This is a genomic window from Blautia sp. AF19-10LB, from assembly GCF_003461245.1.
Taxonomy (GTDB): Bacteria; Bacillota; Clostridia; order Lachnospirales; family Lachnospiraceae; genus Blautia_A; species Blautia_A intestinihominis.
This window is the reverse complement of record NZ_QTWS01000010.1, coordinates 42,689-65,690: the sequence shown is the minus strand read 5'-3', so window position 1 is coordinate 65,690 and position 23,002 is coordinate 42,689. Positions and strand designations below refer to the sequence as shown.

Sequence of the window (23,002 nt, the reverse complement as noted above, 5' to 3'; positions counted from 1 at the left end):
GGAATTATGGTAGTAAATGTTTTTCTGTTTGATGATTTTGAAGTGATGGATGCGTTTGGCCCGGTGCAGATCTTTGGATGTGTACCGGAGCATTTTTATATACGCTTTATTTCACTGCGCGGAGGACTGATCACCGGAAAGCAGGGAATAAAAGTATGGACCGAACCATTAAATCCTATCGAGATTGAGGATATATTTTTGATTCCAGGAGGAAAGGGCGTCAAGAGCTTTCTGCATACAGAAGGAGATAAGGGACAGCAGATGTTAAAACAGGCCGTAGAAGAAGCATCTTTTTGTGTGATGGTTCAGAATGCTTCTGCAATGCTTGTGAGAACAGGGCTTCTGTTCCATAGGCAGGTGGCAGATTATGCATATGATGAAAACTGGAAGCGGATGTTTACAGTGGGAATCAATTACATCAGTAGAGAGAACTGGATTTCGGACGGGAAATATTATTCCAGCAGTACGACAACAGCGGCAATGGACATGGCACTGGGGCTGATCAGTGATATGCTGGATATTGATATCGCTGAAAAAATTGCAGAAGAAATAGGATATGAATGGGACAGTAGCCTGCACATATGAAAAACAATCACTTATCCATAACAGATAAGAATATCTCCATATCCCCCAGGGTAGGTTGCTGACGCTTTAATGTGGTGCTACAATACAGTTAATTATGAGGCGCGCACCAAATAAAATAAAGTTTTCACAGGGAAAGGAAGTATATCTATGCATATACCTGAGAACTATTTAAGTCCGTCGACATGTGCTGTAATGACAGCCGCCATGGTTCCGGTCTGGGGATATTCAATCAACAAAGTAAGAACAGAAATACCAAAGGCCAGGATGCCGCTTCTTGGTATCGGTGCTGCCTTTTCATTTCTTGGAATGATGTTTAATGTGCCACTTCCGGGAGGCACTACAGGACATGCAGTAGGTGGAACTCTTATTGCAATCCTTACAGGCAGTCCGGCAGCCGGATGTATATCCGTTTCTATTGCGCTGCTGATACAGGCACTGCTTTTTGGGGATGGAGGAATCCTTGCATTTGGAGCAAACTGTTTCAATATGGCGTTTGTATTGCCGTACCTGGGATTTTTCCTGTATAAGCTGCTTCTGAAAAAAACGGGTATGCGTAAGCTCAGTGCCGCGATTGGTGCATATATAGGAATCAATGCAGCAGCATTCTGTGCCGCTGTAGAATTTGGAATTCAGCCATTACTGTTTAAGAATGCGGCAGGTCAGGCTCTTTATTGTCCATATCCTTTAAGCGTGTCCATACCGGCAATGATGATTGGACATATTACTTTGTTTGGACTGGCAGAGATTGTACTGACTGTAGTGGTACTGACATTTGTAGAGAAGGTTTCACCATCCGCTCTGGATGCAGTTCCGAATAAAACTTCATTTAAACCTTTGTATATACTGATTGCGATACTTATCGTCCTGACACCGATCGGTCTTCTTGCGACAGGCACTGCCTGGGGCGAATGGGGCGTTGATGAAATGTCAACACTTGTCAGTGGCGGCGCACAATTGGGATACACTCCGGCAGGAATGGAAAGCGGATTTGAACTTTCGACATTGTTCCCGGATTATTCCATGGCAGGTATGCCGGAATGGACAGGATATATTCTGTCGGCAGTTGTCGGTGTGGCACTTCTGGTGATTTTCTTTAAGATCATTTCTTCACTTATGAAAGACAAAGTTGATTTCAAAAAGAAAGCGGCATAATGATGGATAATTACAGAACAGAAAAAACAGAGATTCCAGACTGGATGTGCAGGCAGGAAGAGTATAACCCCTCTGCAGACAAAGAAGCTTTTCTTACCAGAAGCACAAAATCTGTTTTGTCTGTGCTGGCAAGACTCAGATTTGATGAAGGGAAGGATGGCAGATTTTCTGCCACTCCTTCTCTTAAATTGTTTTATACGGTACTTTATATTATTCTTACCGCATGTTCGGGAAATTATCTGTTTGTACTGATCATGTGTGTTGCTGTAACGGTCAGACTGGCCTTTTTCTCAGCATCTGCTATCCGACAGATATTAAGCGGAACAGCAGGATCAGTTATGATTTCGATATTTCTTCTTTTGCCGGCGGTTTTTATGGGGAATCCTCAGACTCTGGCAAACATTACAGCGAGAGTATACGTATCGGTAACATTGGTCGGTATTTTGTCAGCAGGGACTTCGTGGAATAAACTCACAGCCGGCATGAGAACTTTTCATGTACCATCGTTGTTTATTTTTACTCTGGATATTACACTGAAATATATTTCAGTTCTGGGTGAGATATGTGTGGAGATTTTACGGTCCGTCAGCCTGAGATCTGTGGGAAAAAATCCGGACAAGGCAAAATCTTTTTCCGGCATTCTTGGAATTACCTTTCTCAAATCCAGCGAAATGGCAGAAGAAATGTATGCATCCATGTGCTGCAGGGGATTCACCGGAGAATATCAGTCAAAACAGAAATACAGAGTGTGTCCGTACGACATTGTACATATTTTGATCATGGCAGGGTGCGTGGCACTGTTTATTCACCTGAACTGAATGAACAGTAACGTTTACGATACATCTGTTTCATAAAGACATAAAGGCAGCAGGAGAGAGGATAAAGGTAGACAATTATGATCACACTGGAAAAAGTTTGCTTCGCATATGAGCATGAGGTGGCACTAAGATATGTGAATCTCCAGATTGAAAAAGGCGATTCTGTGGTTATTCAGGGACCAAACGGATGTGGGAAATCCACGCTTATCAGGTTATTGAATGGAATTATATATCCTTCTGAGGGACATTATTTTTATAATGATCATGAAATTACAGAAAAAGCATTGAAAGACAGACAGTTTGCAAAGTGGTTCCATCAGCAGATGGGATATGTGTTTCAGAATGCAGATACACAGCTGTTCTGCGGAAGCGTGGAAGAAGAAATTGCATTTGGCCCTGTTCAGATGGGACTGTCAGAAACTGAAATCAGGCAAAGAACAGAAGACTGTCTGCAGTTGTTTGGAATAGAAAAACTCAGAGAAAGACCGCCGTATCATCTGAGCGGAGGTGAGAAACGCAAAGTTTCGCTTGCCTGTATTCTTTCACTAAATCCGGAAGTGCTGATATTGGATGAACCGCTTGCCGGTCTGGACGAGAAAACACAGGACATGCTGCTGGAATTTCTGAAGAATTTTCACAGGGCAGGAAAGACATTGATTACTATCACACATAATCGACATCTTGCAGAAACGATCGGAAGCAGATTTGCGGTTATGAATGAAGACCATGAATTAAAAATGATATAAATATAAAAAAAGTACTTCCCGCGGATTAGAAGTACTTTTTTTATTATGGGTTAACTGGTGCCTTAAGGGTGGAGGTCTGTGCACCTTTATTTGATAAAATAACACAGTTCTTTGTGTTGACTATATTTTAACAAAACGCAGTGTAAAAACAAGCCTCCCAGGGGGATGTAAAGCCATGAAAAAAACAGTATGATCCATGCGATATATGAATATGTCAATATCCCCCAGGGGCGGTTATATATGACCGAAATTGATGGTATACTGATAGAACTTGTTATGCATAATAAATAAAAATAAACCATAAAACTGTTGATAGACACAGCGTTATGCATAAATAAGAACAAAAGGAGGAAATGAGACAATGAAGAGAAAATTACTGGCAATTATGATGGCGGTCTGTGTGACAGCATCCTTTGCAGGAGGATCTGCAACTGTATTTGCGGCACAGGAAGAAAGCACAGCGAAAGATGAAGTAATCGTAACCATGCCGACAACATCTGAGCCGGAGTCCGGTTTTGACCCGGCATATGGATGGGGCGCAGGAGAGCATGTGCATGAGCCACTGATCCAGAGCACACTTACTACTACAAACACAGATCTTTCTATCGGTATGGACCTGGCGACAGATTATTCTGTGAGCGATGATGGACTTACCTGGACTGTTAAGATCCGGGATGATGTCAAATTTACAGACGGTGAAGCTCTGACAGCATCCGATGTGGCATTTACATACAACAACTGCCGCGATAACAGTTCCGTCAATGATTTTTCCATGCTGAAAGAAGCAGTGGCTGTGGATGATACAACGGTTGAATTTCACATGAACACACCATTTGCAGTCTGGCCATATACAATGGCAATTGTGGGAATCGTTCCGGAACATGCTTATGATGAGAATTACGGACAGGATCCGATCGGTTCCGGACGTTATATCATGAAACAGTGGGACAAAGGACAGCAGGTTATTTTTGAGGCGAATCCGGACTACTACGGCGAAGCACCAAAAATGAAAAAAGTAACCGTTCTTTTCATGGAAGAAGATGCAGCACTGGCAGCAGCTCAGTCCGGCACGGTAGACGTGGCACATACGGCGGCATCTTATTCAGATATGACGGTTGATGGATATGATCTATTCAGCGTGCAGACAGTAGATAACCGCGGATTCAACCTTCCGGCAACTGCAGCAGAGGAAATTGACGGAGTAACTTATGGAAATGACTTCACCAGCGATGTGGAAGTAAGACGTGCGATCAATATCGGCATTGACCGTGAAGAAATGATCCAGAATGTCCTGAATGGTTACGGAACCCCGGCATACAGCGTGTGCGATAAAATGCCATGGTATAACGAGGAAGCAGAAGTAGAATACGATCTGGATAAAGCAAAAGAAATTCTTGAAACAGCAGGATGGGCAGAAGGTGATGACGGAATCCGTGAAAAAGACGGCGTACGTGCGGAATTTACCATGCTGTATCCGGCATCCGATTCTGTTCGCCAGGCACTGGCAGAAGACAGCAAGAATCAGCTTGCCGAACTTGGAATTGAAGTGTCAACAGAGGGCGTTGACTGGGATACTGCCTACACAAGAGCAGAGTCTGAGCCACTTGTATGGGGATGGGGCGCACATACACCAATGGAGCTGTACAACATCTATCATACAATGAGCGAGACCGGCCTTGCAGAGTACTCTCCATATGCGAACGAAACCGTAGACAAATATATGGATGAAGCTCTGAAATCCAGTGATTTGGAAGCATCGTATGACCTTTGGAAAAAAGCCCAGTGGGACGGAGAGAGCGGAATTACGCAGGAGGGAGATATCCCGTGGATCTGGCTCTGCAATATCGATCATCTGTACTTTGTAAAAGACGGACTCAAAGTAGCTGACCAGAAGATCCATCCACACGGACATGGCTGGTCTATCGTAAATAACGTAGATCAGTGGTCATGGGAGTAACAGATCTTGAATAATTCAAAAGCAAAATTTATCTTAAAAAATTTCATTAAAGTGCTGCTTCTGCTGTTTGCGGTCAGTGTTGCTGCTTTTGCACTTATGACAGCTTCTCCGATCGATCCTCTGAAAGCGAACGTCGGACAGGCTGCGCTTGGAAGCATGAGTCAGGAACAGATCGCAAAACTTGAAGAATACTGGGGCGTGGGACAGCCGCCCCTGCAGCGCTACATTGCATGGTTCAGAGATTTTGTGAGGGGAGATATGGGAATATCTCTCCTTTATCGACAGAAGGTAACGACAGTGATCGCCGTAAAACTTGGAAATTCCCTGTTTCTGATGATCATTGCATGGATTTTGTCAGGACTGATTGGTTTTTTGCTGGGCTCACTTGCAGGGATGAACCGTGGAAAACCGATTGATAAGATCATCAAAGGATACTGTCTGGTGATCTCCAGTACCCCGGCATTCTGGATTGCTATGCTGTTGCTTATCATTTTTGGAGTATGGCTCAAAATACTTCCGATAGGATTAAGTGTACCGATTGGAGTTGAGGCAAGCGGAGTGACTTTTTTTGACCGTGTGCGTCATGCAATCCTTCCGGCGGTGACACTTTCCATCACAGGAATATCCAATATTGCCATGCATACCAGAGAAAAAATGATCGACATCTGTGACAGCGATTACGTGCTTTTTGCAAAAGCAAGAGGAGAGAGTAACTGGCAGATATTCAAAAACCATGGTTTCCGCAATGTCCTTGGCCCGGCAGTGACACTTCAGTTTGCTTCGATCAGCGAGATATTTGGCGGCTCAGTGCTTGTGGAGCAGGTTTTTTCCTATCCGGGACTTGGACAGGCAGCGGTCAGTGCAGGTCTTGGAAGTGATATGCCGCTTCTGATGGCGATCACGATCATAAGTGCACTGTTTGTGTTTGGAGGAAACTTTATAGCCAATATTCTGTACGGAGTCATCGACCCGCGGATCCGAAGAGGGGGTGCGGGAAGATGAAAAACAGATGGAACCGCAGAAAAACTCTGGTACTCTGGCTTGTTATCGCCGTGGTGTTTCTTATAGCAGTCTGTATCAGCGGCCTGTTCTGCGAAGATGCAGCAAGGGCAACAGATTTTTCCAGAAAAAATCTTGCACCCTGCCTGAAATATCCGTTTGGTACAGACTGGCTTGGAAGAGATATGTTTGCACGGACAGTCAGGGGACTTTCTATCAGTATCATCATAGGAGTATGTGCAGCTACGTTCAGCGCGGTCATGGCATTTATTCTTGGAGTTGTATCTGCAACAATGGGAAAAACAGCAGATACCATTGTGACATGGATCATAGACCTGGTCATGGGAATTCCGCATATGCTTCTTCTGATCCTTATCTGCGTTGCATGCGGAAGAGGACTTAAGGGAGTCATTCTTGGAGTTGCACTGACGCACTGGACATCTCTGGCGAGACTGATTAGAGGTGAAGTGCTGCAGCTCAAAGAACAGATTTACATAAAAACAGCCAGAAAACTGGGAAAAAGCAACTTGTATATCGCAATGAAACACATGGTTCCACATCTGCTTCCGCAGTTTATTGTCGGACTTGTCCTTCTTTTTCCGCATGCGATCCTTCATGAATCCAGTATCACTTTTCTTGGGTTCGGGCTGTCAAATGAACAGCCTGCGATCGGAATTATTTTGTCAGAAGCAATGAAATATCTGATCACAGGCAAGTGGTGGCTTGCATTATTTCCGGGAATTATGCTGGTGATCACCGTTGTATGTTTTTATACAACAGGTGAAAATCTCCGCAGGCTGCTGGATCCGGCAAGTGCACACGAATAGGAGAAGAGAATGGAAAGGGAAAAAATTCTGGAAATCAACAACATGAAAATATCTTTTACCCAGTACCAGAAAGGAATACAGCAGACAGAACTGCCTGTGATCAAAGATTTGAGTGTCACGATCCATGCAGGAGAAATGGTGGCAGTAGTCGGTTCTTCCGGTTCGGGCAAAAGTCTGCTGGCACATGGGATCATGGGGATTTTGCCATATAATGCTGAAATGGGTGGAGAAATACGATACTGCGGAGAGCCGCTGACAGAAAAAAACATCCGGAAACTGCGGGGGAAAGAAATCGTTCTGGTCCCGCAGAGTACTTCTTATCTGGATCCATTAATGAAGGTCGGACAGCAGATCTGCAAAGGAAAAAAGAACAAAGAAAAGAAGAAACATCTGGATTCTATTTTTGAACAATATTCTCTGGATAAAAAGGTTCAGGAACAGTATCCGTTTGAACTTTCCGGGGGAATGACCAGGAGAATCATGATCTCTACAGCATTGATCGAGAATCCAAAGCTGGTCATCGCGGATGAACCGACACCCGGGCTGGATCCGAAACTCGCAAAACGTGCAATGGAACATTTTCGCCAGCTTGCGGATATGGGAGCTGCTGTTCTTGTCATTACACATGATCTGGAACTTGCCCTGGAAACGGCAGACAGAGTACAGGTATTTTATGCCGGTTATACGATCGAAGACGCGGCAGTGGATGATTTTAATGAGGAAGAAACTCTTCGACATCCATATACCAGAGCACTCTGGCGTGCGATGCCGAAGCACGGTTTCCAATATATTAACGGGGTACAGCCTTATGTAAAAGATAACCTGCAGGGATGCCCGTTTGCACCACGATGCGACAGGAAATCACAGGAATGTCAGGGCGAGATTCCATGGAAAGCTTCCGGCAGTGGATATGTGAGGTGCATATTATGAGACTTGAAGCAAAAAATCTGTCTTTTAGTTATGATGTAAAAGGCAGACAGATACTGAGACAGTTCAGTTTAAGTGCAGACAGCAGTGAACGTGTAGGAATCATAGCTCCCAGTGGTTTTGGCAAAACAACTCTGTGTAAGATCCTGTCTGGATATGAAGCACCGCAAAGTGGCGAAGTGCTTCTTGATGGCAAACCACTCAGCGAATATGGCGCATACTGTCCGATACAGATGATCTGGCAGCACCCGGAGCAGGCGGTAAATCCAAGACTCCGCATGAAAAATGTAATCGAAGAAGGAGACAGGACAGCACCGGAACTGATCGAAAAGCTGGGAATAGAACCCGACTGGATGAATAGATTTCCGACAGAACTCTCAGGAGGAGAATTACAGCGCTTCTGCATTGCAAGAGCCCTGGGACAGAGAACCCGTTTCCTTCTGGCAGACGAGATCACAACCATGCTGGATCTCATCACCCAGAGCCAGATCTGGCATTTTCTCATCGAAGAAACAGAACGAAGAAATATCGGAATGCTCGTAGTCAGCCACAGCCCGGAACTGATCAAGAAAGTCTGCACAAGAGTAATTGAGTTAGATAAATAGAAGAAACACCAGTTTATAAAGATATAGTATGGAACATCAACACTATGCTTTATAAGCTGGTATTTTTTTAATCCAAACATCAAAGAACTTGTAGGTTTCCAGATGACCTGCCTGGAAAAAATGTACGACTACAATCAGACCCGCCCATCCCAGATGGAAAAACGAGCAGAGCTGATCAAAGAAATGTTCGCAGAAGCAGGAGAAGGCTGTTATATCGAGCCACCGTTTTATGCAAACTGGGGCGGACGGCATGTTCATCTTGGTAATCCCTGCCGTGTCCTTCGAGAACTCAACGACCATGACAGAGAGTATTACTACAGAGATCGTAAGATTGACTGGGTGGGATACATTGAAATAAAAAACAAAAACCACAGAATAGCTGTCAAAAACTGTTCTGTGGTTCATTTTTTAATTTTTTATTTCTTTTTACAAAACTGTTCTGCAATCTGTTTGATCAACTTCAATTGCTCGGAGTTCAGATTCTGAAGGATTTTGATTAATTCATTTATTTCTTTCGGGTAACTCATATGCTGGTTAAAAAAATCTCCAGGAGTGATTTTGAGATAATCACAAATATAGAAAAAGACCTGCATAGATGGATAAGCTTTCTGATTTTCAATTCGATTTATGTAACTGGGATTCTGACCAAGATCAAGGCTCATTTCTCTGGCAGAGATTTCTTCATCCGTTCTTAACTGCGCAAGCCGTGTGCTGAAACTTTCCTTCGTATTCATATCACAAATTCTCCTTTTTGTGACATTTTATATCACTAACTTACTGGAAACAGGATATATAAAACCTGAAATATAAAAAGCAAGATATATAATACTTAATTTTGGAAAAATATGGAATAAAACCAGAGACAAAATTATCTTTGGAAGAGAAATATTGGAGATACTGGTAAGATTAAAGAGCGTTTCGTTCTTGCGTAATGCCAGACTTAAATTAAGTGATATATTACACATAATGACTTAATTATAAAAAACTAAAACACTTGAGACTAAGGAACGGTGATGTTTTGTGAGTATGTATCAGAGCGAGCGTGAGGTGGCAGTGAAAAGGCTGCAGAAGGGGATTTTGGAGAAGAAAACAGAACTTGATAAATTATTGTGGGATGCACTTCTGGCAGGGCAGGGGGAGTTTTTTAATACTTCATCGGGGCTTCCGTTTTCTTATGTTGTGAAGAGAAAGCGAAACGGGGAATACAGTGGAGAACTGCTGGTGTCCCGTAAGGAAAGCAGCAAAACTCTGACTCGAAGTTCTGTGCTTCTGGCGTTTCACAAAGTGATCGATGCAACTCAGATTTGTGATATAGATGGAAAAGCAGAGCTGATCCTGCCGGAATATAAAGGACCGAAGGCGATAGGGCAGATTTTTGGTATTTCTTACATATATAGTATTTTCTGGAAGTTCGAGCTGATCAGAGTTCCGGCGAAAGTGCAGGAGAAGCTGATGGACATTAAGTAAATGCCAGCGGGTCTCTTTAGCTTGTCAGACAAACGCCCAGACAATGGCAGCCGATAAAACGTATGCGGCATTGTCTGGGCATTCTAAATGATTATGTAATTATCTGATAAACAATAACCCTTATTTCAGGATTTCATCCTTCTTCTCAAGCAGTGCTTCACACGCTGCACATGCAGGGCAGTCGCAGTATTTTGCTCCGTTGGATTTGATCTCTTTGGCGTGGATCAGGATGTTTTTTGCACCTTCTTCACCGAAAACTTTGGCACCCATATCGGACTCTGCGAAAGCAATCAGACCGTCGATCGGCATGATGTCTTCTTCAAGTTCTGCTACGAATGTTTTGGCAGCAGCAGCTTCATTTTCGCTGCCGATAGCATCGAGATAATTCTGTGCAGTTTCTTTGACTTCGGCACATGCGGATGGTGCTGCGAGCAGGTCTTCTGTTAATTCACGGATTGTTTTGGACATGATAAAATCTCCCTTCCTATGTTGTATATTGATAACTCTATTATAGCGCGAAATCGACAAAAGGAAAAGCTGAAAAAGTTTAGATAACCTCTTCAGCTCTTTTTAAAGAAAAAAGCAGGCTTCCATAGGAATACTGCTTTACAGATTTAGTATATCAGAGAAAAAGAGAAAATAAATATGAAACGTGCATGTTTATGTTTATATACAAACCAGAAAGCTGCGGAATGCAAAGTTGTTAATTTTTTCTCTTGACAAAAGCTTTTTTTGGATATATACTTTGACAATCAAAATATTCTAAAATCAAAACAAATCAGGAATATGAGGAAACAACTATTATGAATAAAGAACAGACCATAACCGGAGTCATCCGGGGAACGGGAGCCTGTGTCCCTGAGAGAGTTCTGGATAACAATGAGATCGCAGGTTTTGTAGATACCAGTGATAAATGGATCCGGGAACGGACTGGTGTGGAGCGACGGCGCATTGTGGAAAAGGAAACGACAGTTTCCATGGCAGCGGAAGCAGGCCGCCAGGCACTTGAGGAAGCCGGAGTTTCACCGGAAGAAGTAGATATGATTCTGGTGGCAACGGGTTCAGCTGACCGGGTTTTTCCATGTACAGCCTGTCAGGTACAGGAAATACTTGGAGCGGTCAGAGCAGTCGGATTTGATCTCAATGCTGCGTGCAGCGGATTTCTTTTTGCTTATAATACTGCTCAGGCTTATATCTCATCCGGAATCTGCCGGACGATCCTGGTCATAGGAAGTGAGAGTCTTTCCAGACTGGTGGACTGGACGGATCGCGGAACCTGCATCCTGTTTGGAGATGGGGCCGGAGCGGTTCTTCTAAAGGCAGCAGAGGGCAAGAGCTACCGACCGGCGGCACACTCCGATGGAAAAGGCGGACCGGCACTTACCGGACCGGGAGCCGCAGGCAGAATCCGAAGTATTGACAGAGACTGCAAAGAAGCAAAAACAGAATACATTACCATGAATGGCAAGGATGTCTTTCAGTTTGCGGTCCGCAATGTTCCGCAGGTGATACAGGAAGTTTTGAAAGAAAATGAACTTTCTATAGAGGACATTGACTGGTTTGTTCTTCACCAGGCGAATGCGAGGATCGTGGATGCAGTTGCGAGGCGGCTTCGCCTGGATATCGGGAAGTTTCCAATGAACCTTCAGGATTATGGAAATACGTCATCCGCGAGCATTCCGATTTTGCTGAATGAACTGAACCGGAAGGGCGTCTTGAAAAAAGGACAGAAAATCATTCTGGCAGGATTCGGCGCAGGACTTTCATGGGGAGCTAGCGTATTAGAATGGGAAATTGACAGCCGCACAAAGTGGTAAAGCAGTTTACAGATAATCTGAATTTATAAATATAAAAAATGAATTGAAAAAAGGAGAAAACAAAAATGTTAGAAAAAATCATCGAACTTACAGCAGACACTTTAGGAGCAAACGCAGCAGAGATCACTGCAGAGACATCCTTCATGGATGATCTTCATGCAGATTCCCTTGATCTTTTTGAGCTGGCAATGGCACTTGAGGAAGAATTTTCTGTAGAGATTCCAAGTGAAGATCTTGAAAAGATCACAACCGTAGCAGACGCAATGAACTACCTGACAGAGCATCAGGCATAAGAGTCACAGGACAAGAGGATTTTATTATGAAAACAGAGATCACAGAATTATTAGGAATTGAATATCCGGTGATCCAGGGTGGCATGGCATGGGTTGCGGAATGTCATCTGGCAGCAGCTGTATCCAATGCAGGCGGTCTTGGACTGATTGCAGCAGGCGGTGCGCCGGCAGAATGGGTCAGAGAGCAGATCCGTGAGACAAAGAAACTGACAGACAAACCGTTTGGTGTCAATATCATGCTGATGAATCCGGAATCAGAAAAAGTTGCTAAGGTTATCGTGGAGGAAGGCGTCAAAGTCGTTACCACAGGAGCCGGAAGCCCTGAGAAATACATGGCAGACTGGAAAGCAGCCGGAGTCAAAGTTATCCCGGTCGTTGCATCCGTAGCACTTGCAAAACGTATGGAACGCTGCGGTGCAGATGCGGTCGTTGCCGAAGGCTGTGAGGCAGGCGGTCATATCGGAGAGCTTACCACAATGGTACTGGTTCCGCAGGTCGTTGACGCAGTGAAGATTCCGGTGATCGCAGCAGGCGGTATCGCAGATGGCAGAGGAATGGCAGCAGCATTCATGCTTGGCGCAAAAGGAATCCAGATGGGAACCGTTTTTGCAGCATCCAAAGAATCTGTGATCCATGAAAATTATAAAAACAGCATCATCAAAGCAAAAGACATCGACAGTCGTGTAACAGGAAGAAGCACCGGACATCCGATCCGTGTTCTCCGTAACGACATGGTCCGCAGATATCTGGAACTGGAAAAAGCAGGCGCACCGTTTGAGGAACTGGAACAGCTTACTCTGGGAAGCCTCAGAAAAGCCGTTCAGGAAGGTGATGCAAAGAACGGAAGCCTGATGGCAGGTCAGATTGCAGGCATGATCAAAGAGGAACGTTCTTGTGAAGACATCATCAAAACAACTGTTGTCGATGCAGGCAAGCTGATGAACGGGGTAAATGCAGATGAGTAAGATCGCTTTTATTTATCCGGGACAGGGTGCACAGGCAGTTGGAATGGGAAAGGATTTTTATGAAAAAAGTCCTCTGTCCAAAGCCGTTTTTGATCAGGCATCTGAAGCGGTAGATCTTGACCTTAAGAAACTTTGTTTCGAAGAAAATGATCTTTTGGACAAAACAGAATATACACAGGTGGCGATGGTAACAGCCTGTCTTGCAATGACGAGAGCTGTCGAAGCAATGGGACTTCATGCGGATATGACAGCGGGCTTAAGCCTTGGTGAATACTGTGCGATCGCAGTGGCAGGCGGAATGTGCGACATGGATGCAGTACGCACTGTTCGCTCCAGAGGGATTTTTATGGAACATGCAGCACCGGAAGGAACCGGGGCAATGTCCGCAGTACTCGGACTTGATGCAGCAGTCATTGAGGATGTCTTAAATGGCAGAGAGGGCGTTTCCATTGCAAACTACAACTGCCCGGGACAGATTGTCATTACCGGTGAAGCGAAAGCAGTTGCCGAGGCGGGAACAGCTCTCAAAGAGGCAGGTGCAAGAAGGGTACTTCCGCTTAAAGTAAGTGGACCTTTCCATTCACCGATGATGAGACCGGCAGGAGAAGAACTGGCGAAGGTTTTTGCCGGAGTCAGTATGAATCCCCTGAAAGTTCCGTATGTGGCGAACATCAACGCAGAGGTAATTACAGACTGTGGAAAGATCGAAGAACTTCTGGTAGCGCAGGTCAGCGGATCTGTCCGCTGGCAGCAGAGTGTGGAGACCATGATCCGCGAAGGCGTGGATACCTTCGTAGAGATCGGACCGGGCAAAACACTGACAGGATTCCTTCGAAAGATCGATAAAAATGTAAAATCCTATCACATTGGAAGCTGGGAAGAAGCTGTTTCGGTGTGTGAGGAACTTAAATAAGGAGAAAATAAGTGGCAGAGCAGAATAAAAAGAAAGTTGCTGTTGTAACAGGTGCTTCCAGAGGAATCGGAAGAGCCATTGCCCTGGAACTTGCGTCGAGAGGTGCAACAGTTGTGATCAATTATAACGGTTCTGAGGAACGCGCAAAGGAAGTCCAGAAAGAGATCGAGGAAAAAGGCGGCGAAGCAGAGACCAGACAGTGGAATGTCGCTGATTTTGCATCCTGTGAAAGTGCCGTAAAAGATATTGTAAAAACTCATGGAAGCATCGATATTCTGGTAAACAATGCCGGGATCACAAAAGATGGTCTTTTGATGGGAATGTCTGAAGCAGATTTTGACAACGTGATCGATGTCAACCTCAAGGGAACTTTCAATATGATGCGTTTTGTTTCCAGACAGATGCTCCGCCAGCGCAGCGGACGTATCATCAGCATGGCATCTGTAGTTGGAATTGCCGGAAATGCAGGACAGGCAAACTACGCGGCATCCAAGGCAGGGATCATCGGCATGACAAAGAGTGCGGCGAGAGAACTTGCATCCCGTGGAATTACTGTAAATGCAGTGGCACCGGGATTTATTGAGACAGAAATGACAGCAGTATTATCCGAAGAAGTAAAAAAAGCATCTGCCGCACAGATTCCGCTCGGACATTTTGGCAAGCCGGAGGATATCGCAAAAACAGTCGCTTTTCTGGCATCTGACGATGCTGCATACATCACAGGACAGGTAATTCAGGTCGATGGAGGAATGGTCATATGAGTAAGAGAAGAGTCGTTGTCACCGGACTTGGTGCAGTTACCCCTATTGGAAATAATGTAAAGGATTTCTGGGCAGGGATCCGCGAGGGAAAAGTCGGCATCGGACCGATCACGAAGTTTGATACCACCGATTACAAAGTAAAGATTGCCGCAGAGGTGAAGGATTTTAACGCAAAAGACCATATGGATCCGAGATCTGCGAGACGTATGGATCCGTTCTGCCAGTATGCAGTGACGGCAGCAAAAGAAGCCCTGGAAGATTCCGGGATCGATATGGAAAAAGAAGATTCTTTCCGCGCAGGCGTGATCGTTGGCTCCGGTATCGGAAGTCTTCCGCAGGTAGAGAATAACTATGAAAAAATCCTCACCAAAGGACCTGGAAAAGTAAATCCTCTGATGGTACCGATGATGATCTCCAACATGGCAGCAGGAAATATCTCCATTCAGTTCGGACTCCGCGGCAAATGTACAGATGTTGTGACAGCCTGTGCTTCCGGAACTCATAGCATTGGTGATGCATTCCGCGCGATCCAGTACGGGGATGCCGAGATCATGCTGGCAGGTGGAACGGAAAGCTGTATCTGCCCGACAGGTGTTGCAGGTTTTACTGCCCTTACTGCCCTTACCAAAACAGAAGATGCCGCAAGAGCATCTATCCCGTTTGACAAAGACAGAAGTGGTTTTGTGCTTGGTGAAGGTGCCGGCATCGTGGTCCTTGAGGAACTGGAGCATGCGAAGGCAAGAGGCGCAAGGATCTACGCCGAGCTTGTCGGTTACGGTGCAACAGCTGATGCTTTCCATATCACTTCTCCGGCAGAGGACGGAGCAGGCGCAGCAAGAGCAATGGAACTGGCAATGGAAGAAGCCGGCGTACAGCCATCTGAGGTGGAATACATCAACGCACATGGAACAAGCACGCACCACAACGACCTGTTTGAGACAAGAGCGATCCACAAGGCATTTGGAGATGCGGCAAAAAATCTGGTTGTAAATTCAACCAAATCCATGATCGGACATCTGCTCGGTGCAGCTGGCGGTGTGGAATTTGTAACGTGTGTAAAATCTCTGGAAGAGGGATTTATCCATCAGACCGTTGGAACCACAGAGCCGGATGAAGAGTGTGACCTGAATTATGCGATCGGTGCTCCGGTGGAAAAAGAGATCCGCTATGCAATGAGCAATTCTCTTGGTTTCGGCGGACACAATGCGACACTTCTTGTGAAGAAATACGAGGGTTGATAGATTATGGAGTTTGAAAATCTTCTTATATTAATAAAAACAGTATCAGATTCTGAACTGACAGATTTTGCTTACGAAGAAAACGGAACCAGCATTCATCTGAAGAAGAAAAAAGAAACGGTAGTGGTTGCAGGAAATCAGCCGGATGTGCCGATCGCGGGTCTTGCAGCAGCACAGGCAGCAGCCAGTCCGGCGACTGTAAATGCTGAAACTGTACAGGCAGCGTCCAGCGAGCCGGAGGGTATGATCGTAAAATCTCCTCTGGTGGGAACTTTTTATGCAGCACCGTCTGAGGATGCAGATCCGTTTGTTTCTGTTGGTGATCAGGTGAAAAAAGGCCAGACACTTGCCATCGTGGAAGCGATGAAACTGATGAACGAGATCGAAAGCGATTTCGACGGAAAAGTTGCAGAGATTTATGTGCAGAACGGACAGGCAGTGGAGTATGGACAGCCGTTGTTCCGGATTGTGTGAAGCAACTGGGGAGTATAGATCATGAATAAATTAGGTGTAAAAGAAATTGAACAGATTCTTCCTCACAGACATCCATTTCTTCTGGTGGATTATATCGAGGATTATGAACCGGGCAAATTTGCCGTCGGTTATAAATGTGTGACATTCCGTGAGGACTTTTTCAGGGGACATTTCCCGCAGGAACCGGTCATGCCGGGTGTTCTGATGGTGGAAGCTCTTGCGCAGACAGGAGCTGTAGCAATCCTGAGCCTTGAAGAAAACAAAGGCAAGATCGCATATTTTGGCGGGATCAAAAACTGCAGATTCCGTGGAAAAGTTGTCCCGGGAGACAAGCTTCGACTGGAAACGACAATTATCAAATGCAAAGGACCGGTAGGTGTCGGTCATGCAGTTGCAAGTGTCGACGGCAAAGTGGTAGTTGATGCAGAACTGACTTTTATGATTGGATAGGTGACACACTATGATTAAAAAAGTGCTGATCGCGAATCGAGGGGAGATCGCGGTGCGGATCATCCGCGCATGCAGAGAAATGGGAATAGAGACAGTGGCTGTTTATTCAGAAGCGGACAGAGATGCGCTTCATACACAGCTTGCGGATGAGGCAGTCTGTATCGGACCGGCATCGTCATCCCAGAGCTACCTCAGCATGGAAAATATCATCAGTGCGACGATCGTTACAGGAGCCGATGCAATCCATCCGGGATTTGGTTTCCTTTCCGAAAACAGTCGTTTTGCAGAACTTTGTGAGCAGTGTAATATTACTTTTATCGGACCGCCATCCAGTGTGATCGCAAGTCTTGGAAATAAACAGGCGGCAAAAAACACGATGGCAAATGCAGGTGTTCCGATCATTCCCGGCGGTAAAAATCCAATCTACACAGTAGAAGAGGGAATGAAAGAAGCAGAAACGATCGGGTATCCGGTCATCATCAAGGCTGCTCTCGGAGGCGGCGGCAAAGGAATGCGAGTTGCTGACACTCTGGCAGATTTTGAAGAAAGTTTCCGTACTGCACAGAAAGAAACGCAGATGGCTTTTGGCGATTCCACGATGTATGTGGAACATTTTGTGCGTCATCCAAGACATATCGAGTTTCAGATCATGGCAGATAAGTTTGGAAATGTGATCCATCTGGGAGAGCGTGACTGCTCCATCCAGCGAAATCATCAGAAGATGATCGAGGAGTCTCCGTGCGAGGTGATTTCCGATGATCTTCGTGCCAGAATGGGTGAGGCAGCAGTAAAAGCGGCAAAAGCAGCCGGGTATGAAAATGCCGGAACGATTGAATTCCTTCTTGATAAAGATGGCAGATTTTATTTCATGGAAATGAATACCCGAATCCAGGTGGAACATCCGGTCACAGAGTGGGTGACTGGCGTGGATCTTGTCAAAGAGCAGATCCGTATCGCTTCCGGACTTCCGCTTTCCTGCAAGCAGGAAGATATTCATCTTACCGGTCATGCGATCGAATGCAGGATCAATGCCGAAAACCCGTCCAAAGGTTTTCGACCGTCACCGGGAACGATCACAGATATGTATTTTCCGGGTGGAAAAGGAATCCGTATTGATTCTGCCGTGTACAGTGGATATACGATCCCGCCGTACTATGATTCCATGATCGCGAAGGTGATCGTGTGGGCAAAGAACCGTACCGAAGCGATCCGTAAGATGCAGAGTGCACTTGGTGAAGTGATCATTGAGGGGATCGACACCAACGTGGACTACCAGTATGAAATCCTGGATCACCCGGATTTTCAGTCCGGGAATACGGATGTAGAGTTTATCGAACGGATGGAAAGCAAAGCGAAGAAACTGGATGCGGAGAAGAGAGTGGGTTAAGATAACAGACAGGTGTCCGAAAATTCGGATTAACAGATATAACAGGAGTGAATGACCATGAAGTTGGACAACATGTTCAAAAAGACAAGAATTGTTTCCAGAATACAGAGCCATAATGCAGCCCGTGCTTCCAGACCAGAAGTGCCGGAAGGACTTCTTCGCAAATGCAACAAGTGCGGAGCGGCGATCATTGCAGAAGATGTAAAACAGGGAAATTATATCTGTCCGAAGTGTGGAGGATATTTTCGTATCCATGCATACCGAAGGATTCAGATGGTCATTGATGAGGGAACTTTTGAAGAGTGGGATCATGATCTGGCTGGTGGAAATCCTGTAAACTACAAAGGTTATCCGGAAAAAGTGCAGGCACTTCAAGAGAAAACAGGACTTAAGGAAGCGGTTGTCACAGGCAGGGGCAAAATAAACGGCAGAGAGGCCGTGATCGCAGTCTGCGACGGAAGATTTCTGATGGCGAGCATGGGCTGGGCTGTCGGTGAAAAAATCACCAGAGCAGTAGAGCGTGCAACGGAAGAAAAACTTCCGGTCATCATTTTTGCCTGTTCCGGCGGAGCCAGAATGCAGGAAGGCATTACATCTCTGATGCAGATGGCAAAGACATCGGCGGCACTGGAACGCCACAGTAAAGCAGGATTACTTTATGTGAGTGTTTTGACGGAACCTACGACTGGAGGTGTGACGGCAAGTTTTGCAATGCTGGGAGATATCATTCTGGCAGAACCGGGAGCACTGATCGGATTCGCAGGACCGCGTGTCATTGAGCAGACGATCCGCCAGAAACTGCCGAAGGGATTTCAGAGAGCAGAATTTCTTGTAGAGCACGGTTTTGTGGATGACATTGTAAGACGTGAGGATCTGAAAGAAACACTTGGAAAGATCCTGGAGATGCATGAGGGGCAGAGCGCAGACAGTACTTCGGAAAATGAAAAAGCTTCTTATATAAATAAGGATGAATTTTCACCGAAATCCGATGTTGCCCACGCAGGCATCAACCCGTACCTCACAGCCTGGGAACGTGTCCAGCTTTCACGAAAGACAGACCGTCCGTCCGGCAGTGATTATATAGAAGCACTTTTTACTGATTTCATGGAATTCCACGGAGACCGAAACTACGGAGATGACAGGGCAGTTATCGGCGGGATCGCAAAATTCCATGGAAGACCAGTCACTGTCATCGTGCAGGAAAAAGGAACCAACACAAAAGAAAATATCGCGCACAACTTTGGCATGCCGATGCCGGAAGGATACCGCAAAGCTCTTCGTCTGATGAAACAGGCAGAGAAATTTCACCGACCGGTCATCTGTTTCGTGGATACCCCGGGAGCATTTTGCGGGATCGAGGCAGAAGAACGGGGACAGGGCGAGGCAATTGCCTGTAATCTCTGGGAACTTGCCGGACTGAAAACGCCGGTTCTGTCCATTGTAACAGGCGAAGGCGGCAGCGGCGGTGCACTTGCACTTGCGGCCGGAGATCAGGTATGGATGCTGGAAAACTCCGTGTATTCCATTCTTTCACCGGAAGGGTTCGCAAGCATTCTCTGGAAAGACAGCACCAAAGCCAAAGAAGCTGCAGCAGTTATGAAACTGACAGCATCTGACCTTTACCAGAAAGGAATCATCGAGCAGGTGATCCCGGAACCGGAGAATCTGACTCCTGAAAGTCTGTGGCAGGTGACTGAGCGGCTGGACGACAGAATCCGTGCTTTTCTTAAGCAGTATACAGTTCTGTCAGAAGAAGAACTCCTTGAAATGAGATATGCGCGTTTTCGCAAATTCTGATAAATTTCATAAAAAAGAAACGTAGGACAGAATCCGCAATGTGTGACAAAATCGAACATATTGCGGATTTTGTCTATATAAAAAAAGACCGGATCTGGGATATAATGGATAATGAATTAAAAGATAACCAGGGTAAGGAGGAACTGTTTCATGAAAGAAGTGAAATCACCAAAGAAGCCATTGCTTTATTATTACGGAATCGTGCTTCTGGTCCTTGTCATTTTTAACGTGATCGTGACACCGATGATCACGAAGAGCATGGTCAGGGAAGTAGATTATGGAACTTTTATGTCAAAGATTGAAGACAAAAAGATTGAGGATGTCCAGATTGAGGACAATCAGATCCTTTTTACAGACAAGGATGACTCGAATATCGTTTACAAAACAGGTGTGATGGACGACCCGACTCTGACAGAGCGTCTTTACGATGCCGGAGCGAAGTTTTCCAAGGAGATCGATCAGCAGATATCACCGCTGGCAAGTTTTCTGCTCACAGGTATTCTTCCGCTGGTGATCTTTATCGCACTTGGCCAGTATATGGGCCGCAAAATGATGAACCAGGCGGGCGGCAAGAATTCTATGGCATTTGGAATGGGAAAAAGCAACGCCAAGGTTTATGTACCATCAACCGAAGGAATTCATTTCAGCGATGTTGCAGGTGAGGAAGAAGCAAAAGAAAATCTTCAGGAAATCGTTGATTATCTTCACAATCCGGAAAAATACACCAAAGTCGGTGCTTCCATGCCGAAAGGAGTCCTGCTCGTAGGCCCTCCAGGTACTGGTAAGACTATGCTGGCAAAAGCGGTAGCCGGAGAGGCTGATGTACCGTTCTTCTCCATGTCCGGTTCTGAATTTGTCGAGATGTTCGTCGGAATGGGCGCATCCAAAGTCCGTGATCTTTTCAGCCAGGCAAAAGAAAAGGCTCCTTGTATCGTATTTATCGACGAGATCGATGCCATCGGCAAGAAACGTGACGGTCAGATGGCAGGCGGCAATGATGAACGTGAGCAGACTCTGAACCAGCTTCTTACAGAGATGGATGGTTTTGGAGGAAACAATGGTGTTATCATTCTGGCAGCGACCAACCGTCCGGAATCTCTTGACCCGGCATTGACCCGTCCGGGACGTTTTGACCGCCGTGTACCTGTGGAACTTCCGGATCTTGAAGGCCGTGAAGCAATCCTTAAAGTACATGCAAAGAAAGTTCAGCTTTCTGATGATGTAGATTTCCATACGATCGCAAGAATGGCATCCGGAGCTTCCGGTGCGGAACTTGCCAATATTGTCAATGAAGCAGCTCTTCGTGCAGTCCGCGACAACCGCGAAGTTGTGACAGAAGCAGACCTTGAAGAGAGCATCGAAGTCGTTATCGCAGGATACCAGAAGAAAAATGCCGTACTTTCCGATCAGGAGAAGAAAGTTGTCGCATATCACGAGATCGGACATGCGCTTGTCGCAGCAATGCAGATGCATTCTGCACCTGTCCAGAAGATCACGATCATTCCGAGAACTTCCGGTGCACTTGGTTATACCATGCAGGTAGAACAGGGGGATAAATACCTTCTGACAAAGAAAGAACTGGAAAACAAGATCGCGACTTTTACCGGTGGACGTGCCGCAGAGGAAGTTGTATTTGGCGAAGTGACCACAGGTGCTTCTAATGATATCGAGCAGGCGACCAAGATCGCACGTTCTATGATCACCCGTTATGGTATGAGCGATGATTTTGACATGGTGGCAATGGAAACGGTGACAAATCAGTACCTTGGCGGTGATGCATCTCTGGCATGCTCCGCAGATACGCAGAAAGAGATCGACCGTCAGGTAGTTGAACTCGTCAAGAGAGAACATGAAAAAGCGAAAAAGATCCTTCTGGACAACCGCCAGAAACTTGATGAACTTTCTAATTATCTCTATGAAAAAGAGACGATCACGGGAGATGAGTTCATGGCGATCCTGAACGGAAGCGAAACAAAGGAGGCGAACGATCATGAGAAGACAGTCTGACATTGGATGGACAGAACTGATCTTGGGAATCGTTCTGATCATTCTTGGGATTTTTATCATTAAACAGCCGGTAGGCATTATTACCTGGATCGTAGTACTGTGTGGACTGATCGCAGTTTTCAGTGGAATCGCTGATATCGTTCTGTATGTTAAAATGGAACGTTTCACCGGTTTCGGACCGATCATTTCCCTTGTGACTGGAATTCTGGGTATCATGGCAGGTTTTATGCTGATGGTACATCCGAGTGCAGGAACCTGGGCGATCGCAATGCTCCTTCCGATCTGGATCATTGCACACTGTATTTCCAGACTTTCGCATCTGCAGTATATGAAGATGCATTTTGGAAGTACTTACTACACACTTTCCCTGATCCTGAATATTCTTGGGCTGATCGTCGGAATTATGCTGGTGTTCCGGCCGATGGTCACGATTCTTTCCATGGGAGTGCTGGTTGGCTCTTATCTGATCCTTGAGGGGATTGAGTGTGTAGTGACAGCATTCAGTGGAAAAAGATATTATCGTTGATCACAAAATCTTTACAACTACTTTAAAGTAAAATTAAAGTTCCACCTGTATAGTGTACTTATCGAAACGAACACAGAAAGGTGGAACTTTTTTATGAAGAAAAAATATGTAGCAGTAATGTTAGGATTAGTATTAAGTATGTCAACAGCAAGCGTTTACGCAGCAGGAAACTCCGCGGCGACAGCGGCAGAATCTACCGATAGTTCCTCGGACAGAAGCCGTCAGCTCAACATTAAAAGTCGGAAATCTTTCCCTTGACTGCACCACCTTTGAACTAAAATCCCCCACAGA

General features: G+C 45.6%; 25 protein-coding genes. 23 read left to right on the top strand and 2 right to left on the bottom strand.

The annotated features are described in order from the left end of the window. Positions 1-6 precede the first annotated feature (6 nt). The 10 genes from DWX28_RS07690 (at position 7) to DWX28_RS20520 (ending at position 9,102) form a co-directional block, all read left to right on the top strand. Positions 7-585 carry a DJ-1/PfpI family protein gene (locus DWX28_RS07690; protein WP_118252337.1) on the top strand — a complete coding sequence of 193 codons (579 nt, stop codon included), beginning with the start codon at positions 7-9 and terminating at the stop codon, positions 583-585. A gap of 147 nt (positions 586-732) precedes the next feature. After that, positions 733-1,737 carry a cobalt transporter CbiM gene (gene cbiM / locus DWX28_RS07685; RefSeq protein ID WP_118252336.1) on the top strand — a complete coding sequence of 335 codons (1,005 nt, stop codon included), beginning with the start codon at positions 733-735 and terminating at the stop codon, positions 1,735-1,737. Continuing rightward, the gene (locus DWX28_RS07680; RefSeq protein WP_243002375.1) at positions 1,737-2,555 is read left to right on the top strand and encodes an energy-coupling factor transporter transmembrane component T family protein; all 819 of its coding nucleotides are present in this window, start codon (positions 1,737-1,739) and stop codon (positions 2,553-2,555) included. The genes cbiM and DWX28_RS07680 overlap by 1 nt, the downstream gene beginning before the upstream one ends. A 77-nt stretch (positions 2,556-2,632) precedes the next feature. Next, positions 2,633-3,301, top strand: a complete 669-nt coding sequence (locus tag DWX28_RS07675) for an energy-coupling factor ABC transporter ATP-binding protein (RefSeq protein ID WP_022215497.1) — start codon at positions 2,633-2,635, stop codon at positions 3,299-3,301. A gap of 361 nt (positions 3,302-3,662) precedes the next feature. Next, entirely contained in the window at positions 3,663-5,258 is a 1,596-nt protein-coding gene (locus DWX28_RS07670) for an ABC transporter substrate-binding protein (RefSeq protein WP_118252335.1), read from the top strand. Between the two features lie 6 nt (positions 5,259-5,264). Then, complete coding sequence (locus DWX28_RS07665) at positions 5,265-6,260, top strand: ABC transporter permease (protein WP_243002373.1); 996 nt, start codon at positions 5,265-5,267, stop codon at positions 6,258-6,260. Further along, positions 6,257-7,084, top strand: coding sequence for an ABC transporter permease (locus DWX28_RS07660; protein ID WP_022215494.1), 828 nt, complete (start codon positions 6,257-6,259; stop codon positions 7,082-7,084). The genes DWX28_RS07665 and DWX28_RS07660 overlap by 4 nt, the downstream gene beginning before the upstream one ends. Before the next feature lie 9 nt (positions 7,085-7,093). Next, positions 7,094-8,014 carry an oligopeptide/dipeptide ABC transporter ATP-binding protein gene (locus tag DWX28_RS07655; RefSeq protein ID WP_022215493.1) on the top strand — a complete coding sequence of 307 codons (921 nt, stop codon included), beginning with the start codon at positions 7,094-7,096 and terminating at the stop codon, positions 8,012-8,014. Continuing rightward, on the top strand, positions 8,011-8,616 hold the full coding sequence (locus tag DWX28_RS07650) for an ABC transporter ATP-binding protein (protein ID WP_022215492.1): 606 nt from the start codon (positions 8,011-8,013) through the stop codon (positions 8,614-8,616). The genes DWX28_RS07655 and DWX28_RS07650 overlap by 4 nt, the downstream gene beginning before the upstream one ends. A gap of 51 nt (positions 8,617-8,667) precedes the next feature. Beyond that, complete coding sequence (locus tag DWX28_RS20520) at positions 8,668-9,102, top strand: maltose acetyltransferase domain-containing protein (RefSeq protein WP_319638491.1); 435 nt, start codon at positions 8,668-8,670, stop codon at positions 9,100-9,102. Here DWX28_RS20520 and DWX28_RS07640 read toward each other — a convergent pair. Next, a complete protein-coding gene (locus DWX28_RS07640) occupies positions 9,033-9,350 on the bottom strand; it encodes a helix-turn-helix domain-containing protein (RefSeq protein ID WP_118252333.1) in 318 nt (105 codons plus the stop codon). The genes DWX28_RS20520 and DWX28_RS07640 overlap by 70 nt on opposite strands. A 292-nt stretch (positions 9,351-9,642) precedes the next feature. On the opposite strand from DWX28_RS07640, the gene DWX28_RS07635 reads away from it, so the two are divergent. Further along, the gene (locus DWX28_RS07635) at positions 9,643-10,083 is read left to right on the top strand and encodes a hypothetical protein (RefSeq protein ID WP_227222684.1); all 441 of its coding nucleotides are present in this window, start codon (positions 9,643-9,645) and stop codon (positions 10,081-10,083) included. A 120-nt stretch (positions 10,084-10,203) separates the two neighbouring features. Here DWX28_RS07635 and DWX28_RS07630 read toward each other — a convergent pair whose 3' ends face one another. Then, on the bottom strand, positions 10,204-10,551 hold the full coding sequence (locus DWX28_RS07630) for a hypothetical protein (protein ID WP_022215490.1): 348 nt from the start codon (positions 10,549-10,551) through the stop codon (positions 10,204-10,206). Positions 10,552-10,886: 335 nt separating this feature from the next. Here DWX28_RS07630 and DWX28_RS07625 point away from each other — a divergent pair, with 335 nt between their 5' ends. The 12 genes from DWX28_RS07625 (at position 10,887) to DWX28_RS07570 (ending at position 22,711) form a co-directional block, all read left to right on the top strand. Then, complete coding sequence (locus DWX28_RS07625; protein ID WP_118252332.1) at positions 10,887-11,900, top strand: beta-ketoacyl-ACP synthase III; 1,014 nt, start codon at positions 10,887-10,889, stop codon at positions 11,898-11,900. A gap of 65 nt (positions 11,901-11,965) precedes the next feature. Next, entirely contained in the window at positions 11,966-12,193 is a 228-nt protein-coding gene (acpP, locus tag DWX28_RS07620; RefSeq protein ID WP_022215488.1) for an acyl carrier protein, read from the top strand. Between the two features lie 26 nt (positions 12,194-12,219). Further along, complete coding sequence (gene fabK / locus DWX28_RS07615; RefSeq protein WP_022215487.1) at positions 12,220-13,158, top strand: enoyl-[acyl-carrier-protein] reductase FabK; 939 nt, start codon at positions 12,220-12,222, stop codon at positions 13,156-13,158. Continuing rightward, positions 13,151-14,071, top strand: a complete 921-nt coding sequence (fabD, locus tag DWX28_RS07610; protein ID WP_118252364.1) for an ACP S-malonyltransferase — start codon at positions 13,151-13,153, stop codon at positions 14,069-14,071. Before fabK ends, fabD begins: the two co-directional genes overlap by 8 nt. An 11-nt stretch (positions 14,072-14,082) precedes the next feature. After that, positions 14,083-14,832: a 3-oxoacyl-[acyl-carrier-protein] reductase gene (gene fabG / locus DWX28_RS07605; protein WP_118252331.1), complete on the top strand. Its 750-nt coding sequence runs from the start codon at positions 14,083-14,085 to the stop codon at positions 14,830-14,832. Further along, positions 14,829-16,070, top strand: a complete 1,242-nt coding sequence (fabF, locus tag DWX28_RS07600) for a beta-ketoacyl-ACP synthase II (protein WP_118252330.1) — start codon at positions 14,829-14,831, stop codon at positions 16,068-16,070. Before fabG ends, fabF begins: the two co-directional genes overlap by 4 nt. 6 nt (positions 16,071-16,076) lie before the next feature. Further along, positions 16,077-16,544 carry an acetyl-CoA carboxylase biotin carboxyl carrier protein gene (gene accB, locus DWX28_RS07595; protein ID WP_022215483.1) on the top strand — a complete coding sequence of 156 codons (468 nt, stop codon included), beginning with the start codon at positions 16,077-16,079 and terminating at the stop codon, positions 16,542-16,544. Between the two features lie 21 nt (positions 16,545-16,565). Further along, the gene (gene fabZ / locus DWX28_RS07590; protein WP_118252329.1) at positions 16,566-16,994 is read left to right on the top strand and encodes a 3-hydroxyacyl-ACP dehydratase FabZ; all 429 of its coding nucleotides are present in this window, start codon (positions 16,566-16,568) and stop codon (positions 16,992-16,994) included. Between the two features lie 10 nt (positions 16,995-17,004). After that, entirely contained in the window at positions 17,005-18,381 is a 1,377-nt protein-coding gene (locus DWX28_RS07585; protein WP_118252328.1) for an acetyl-CoA carboxylase biotin carboxylase subunit, read from the top strand. A gap of 57 nt (positions 18,382-18,438) precedes the next feature. Continuing rightward, the gene (locus tag DWX28_RS07580) at positions 18,439-20,178 is read left to right on the top strand and encodes an acetyl-CoA carboxylase carboxyltransferase subunit alpha (protein ID WP_118252327.1); all 1,740 of its coding nucleotides are present in this window, start codon (positions 18,439-18,441) and stop codon (positions 20,176-20,178) included. Positions 20,179-20,328: 150 nt separating this feature from the next. Then, positions 20,329-22,185, top strand: a complete 1,857-nt coding sequence (ftsH, locus tag DWX28_RS07575; protein ID WP_118252326.1) for an ATP-dependent zinc metalloprotease FtsH — start codon at positions 20,329-20,331, stop codon at positions 22,183-22,185. Beyond that, positions 22,169-22,711 carry an HdeD family acid-resistance protein gene (locus DWX28_RS07570; protein WP_118252325.1) on the top strand — a complete coding sequence of 181 codons (543 nt, stop codon included), beginning with the start codon at positions 22,169-22,171 and terminating at the stop codon, positions 22,709-22,711. Before ftsH ends, DWX28_RS07570 begins: the two co-directional genes overlap by 17 nt. The last annotated feature ends 291 nt before the right edge of the window (positions 22,712-23,002 follow it).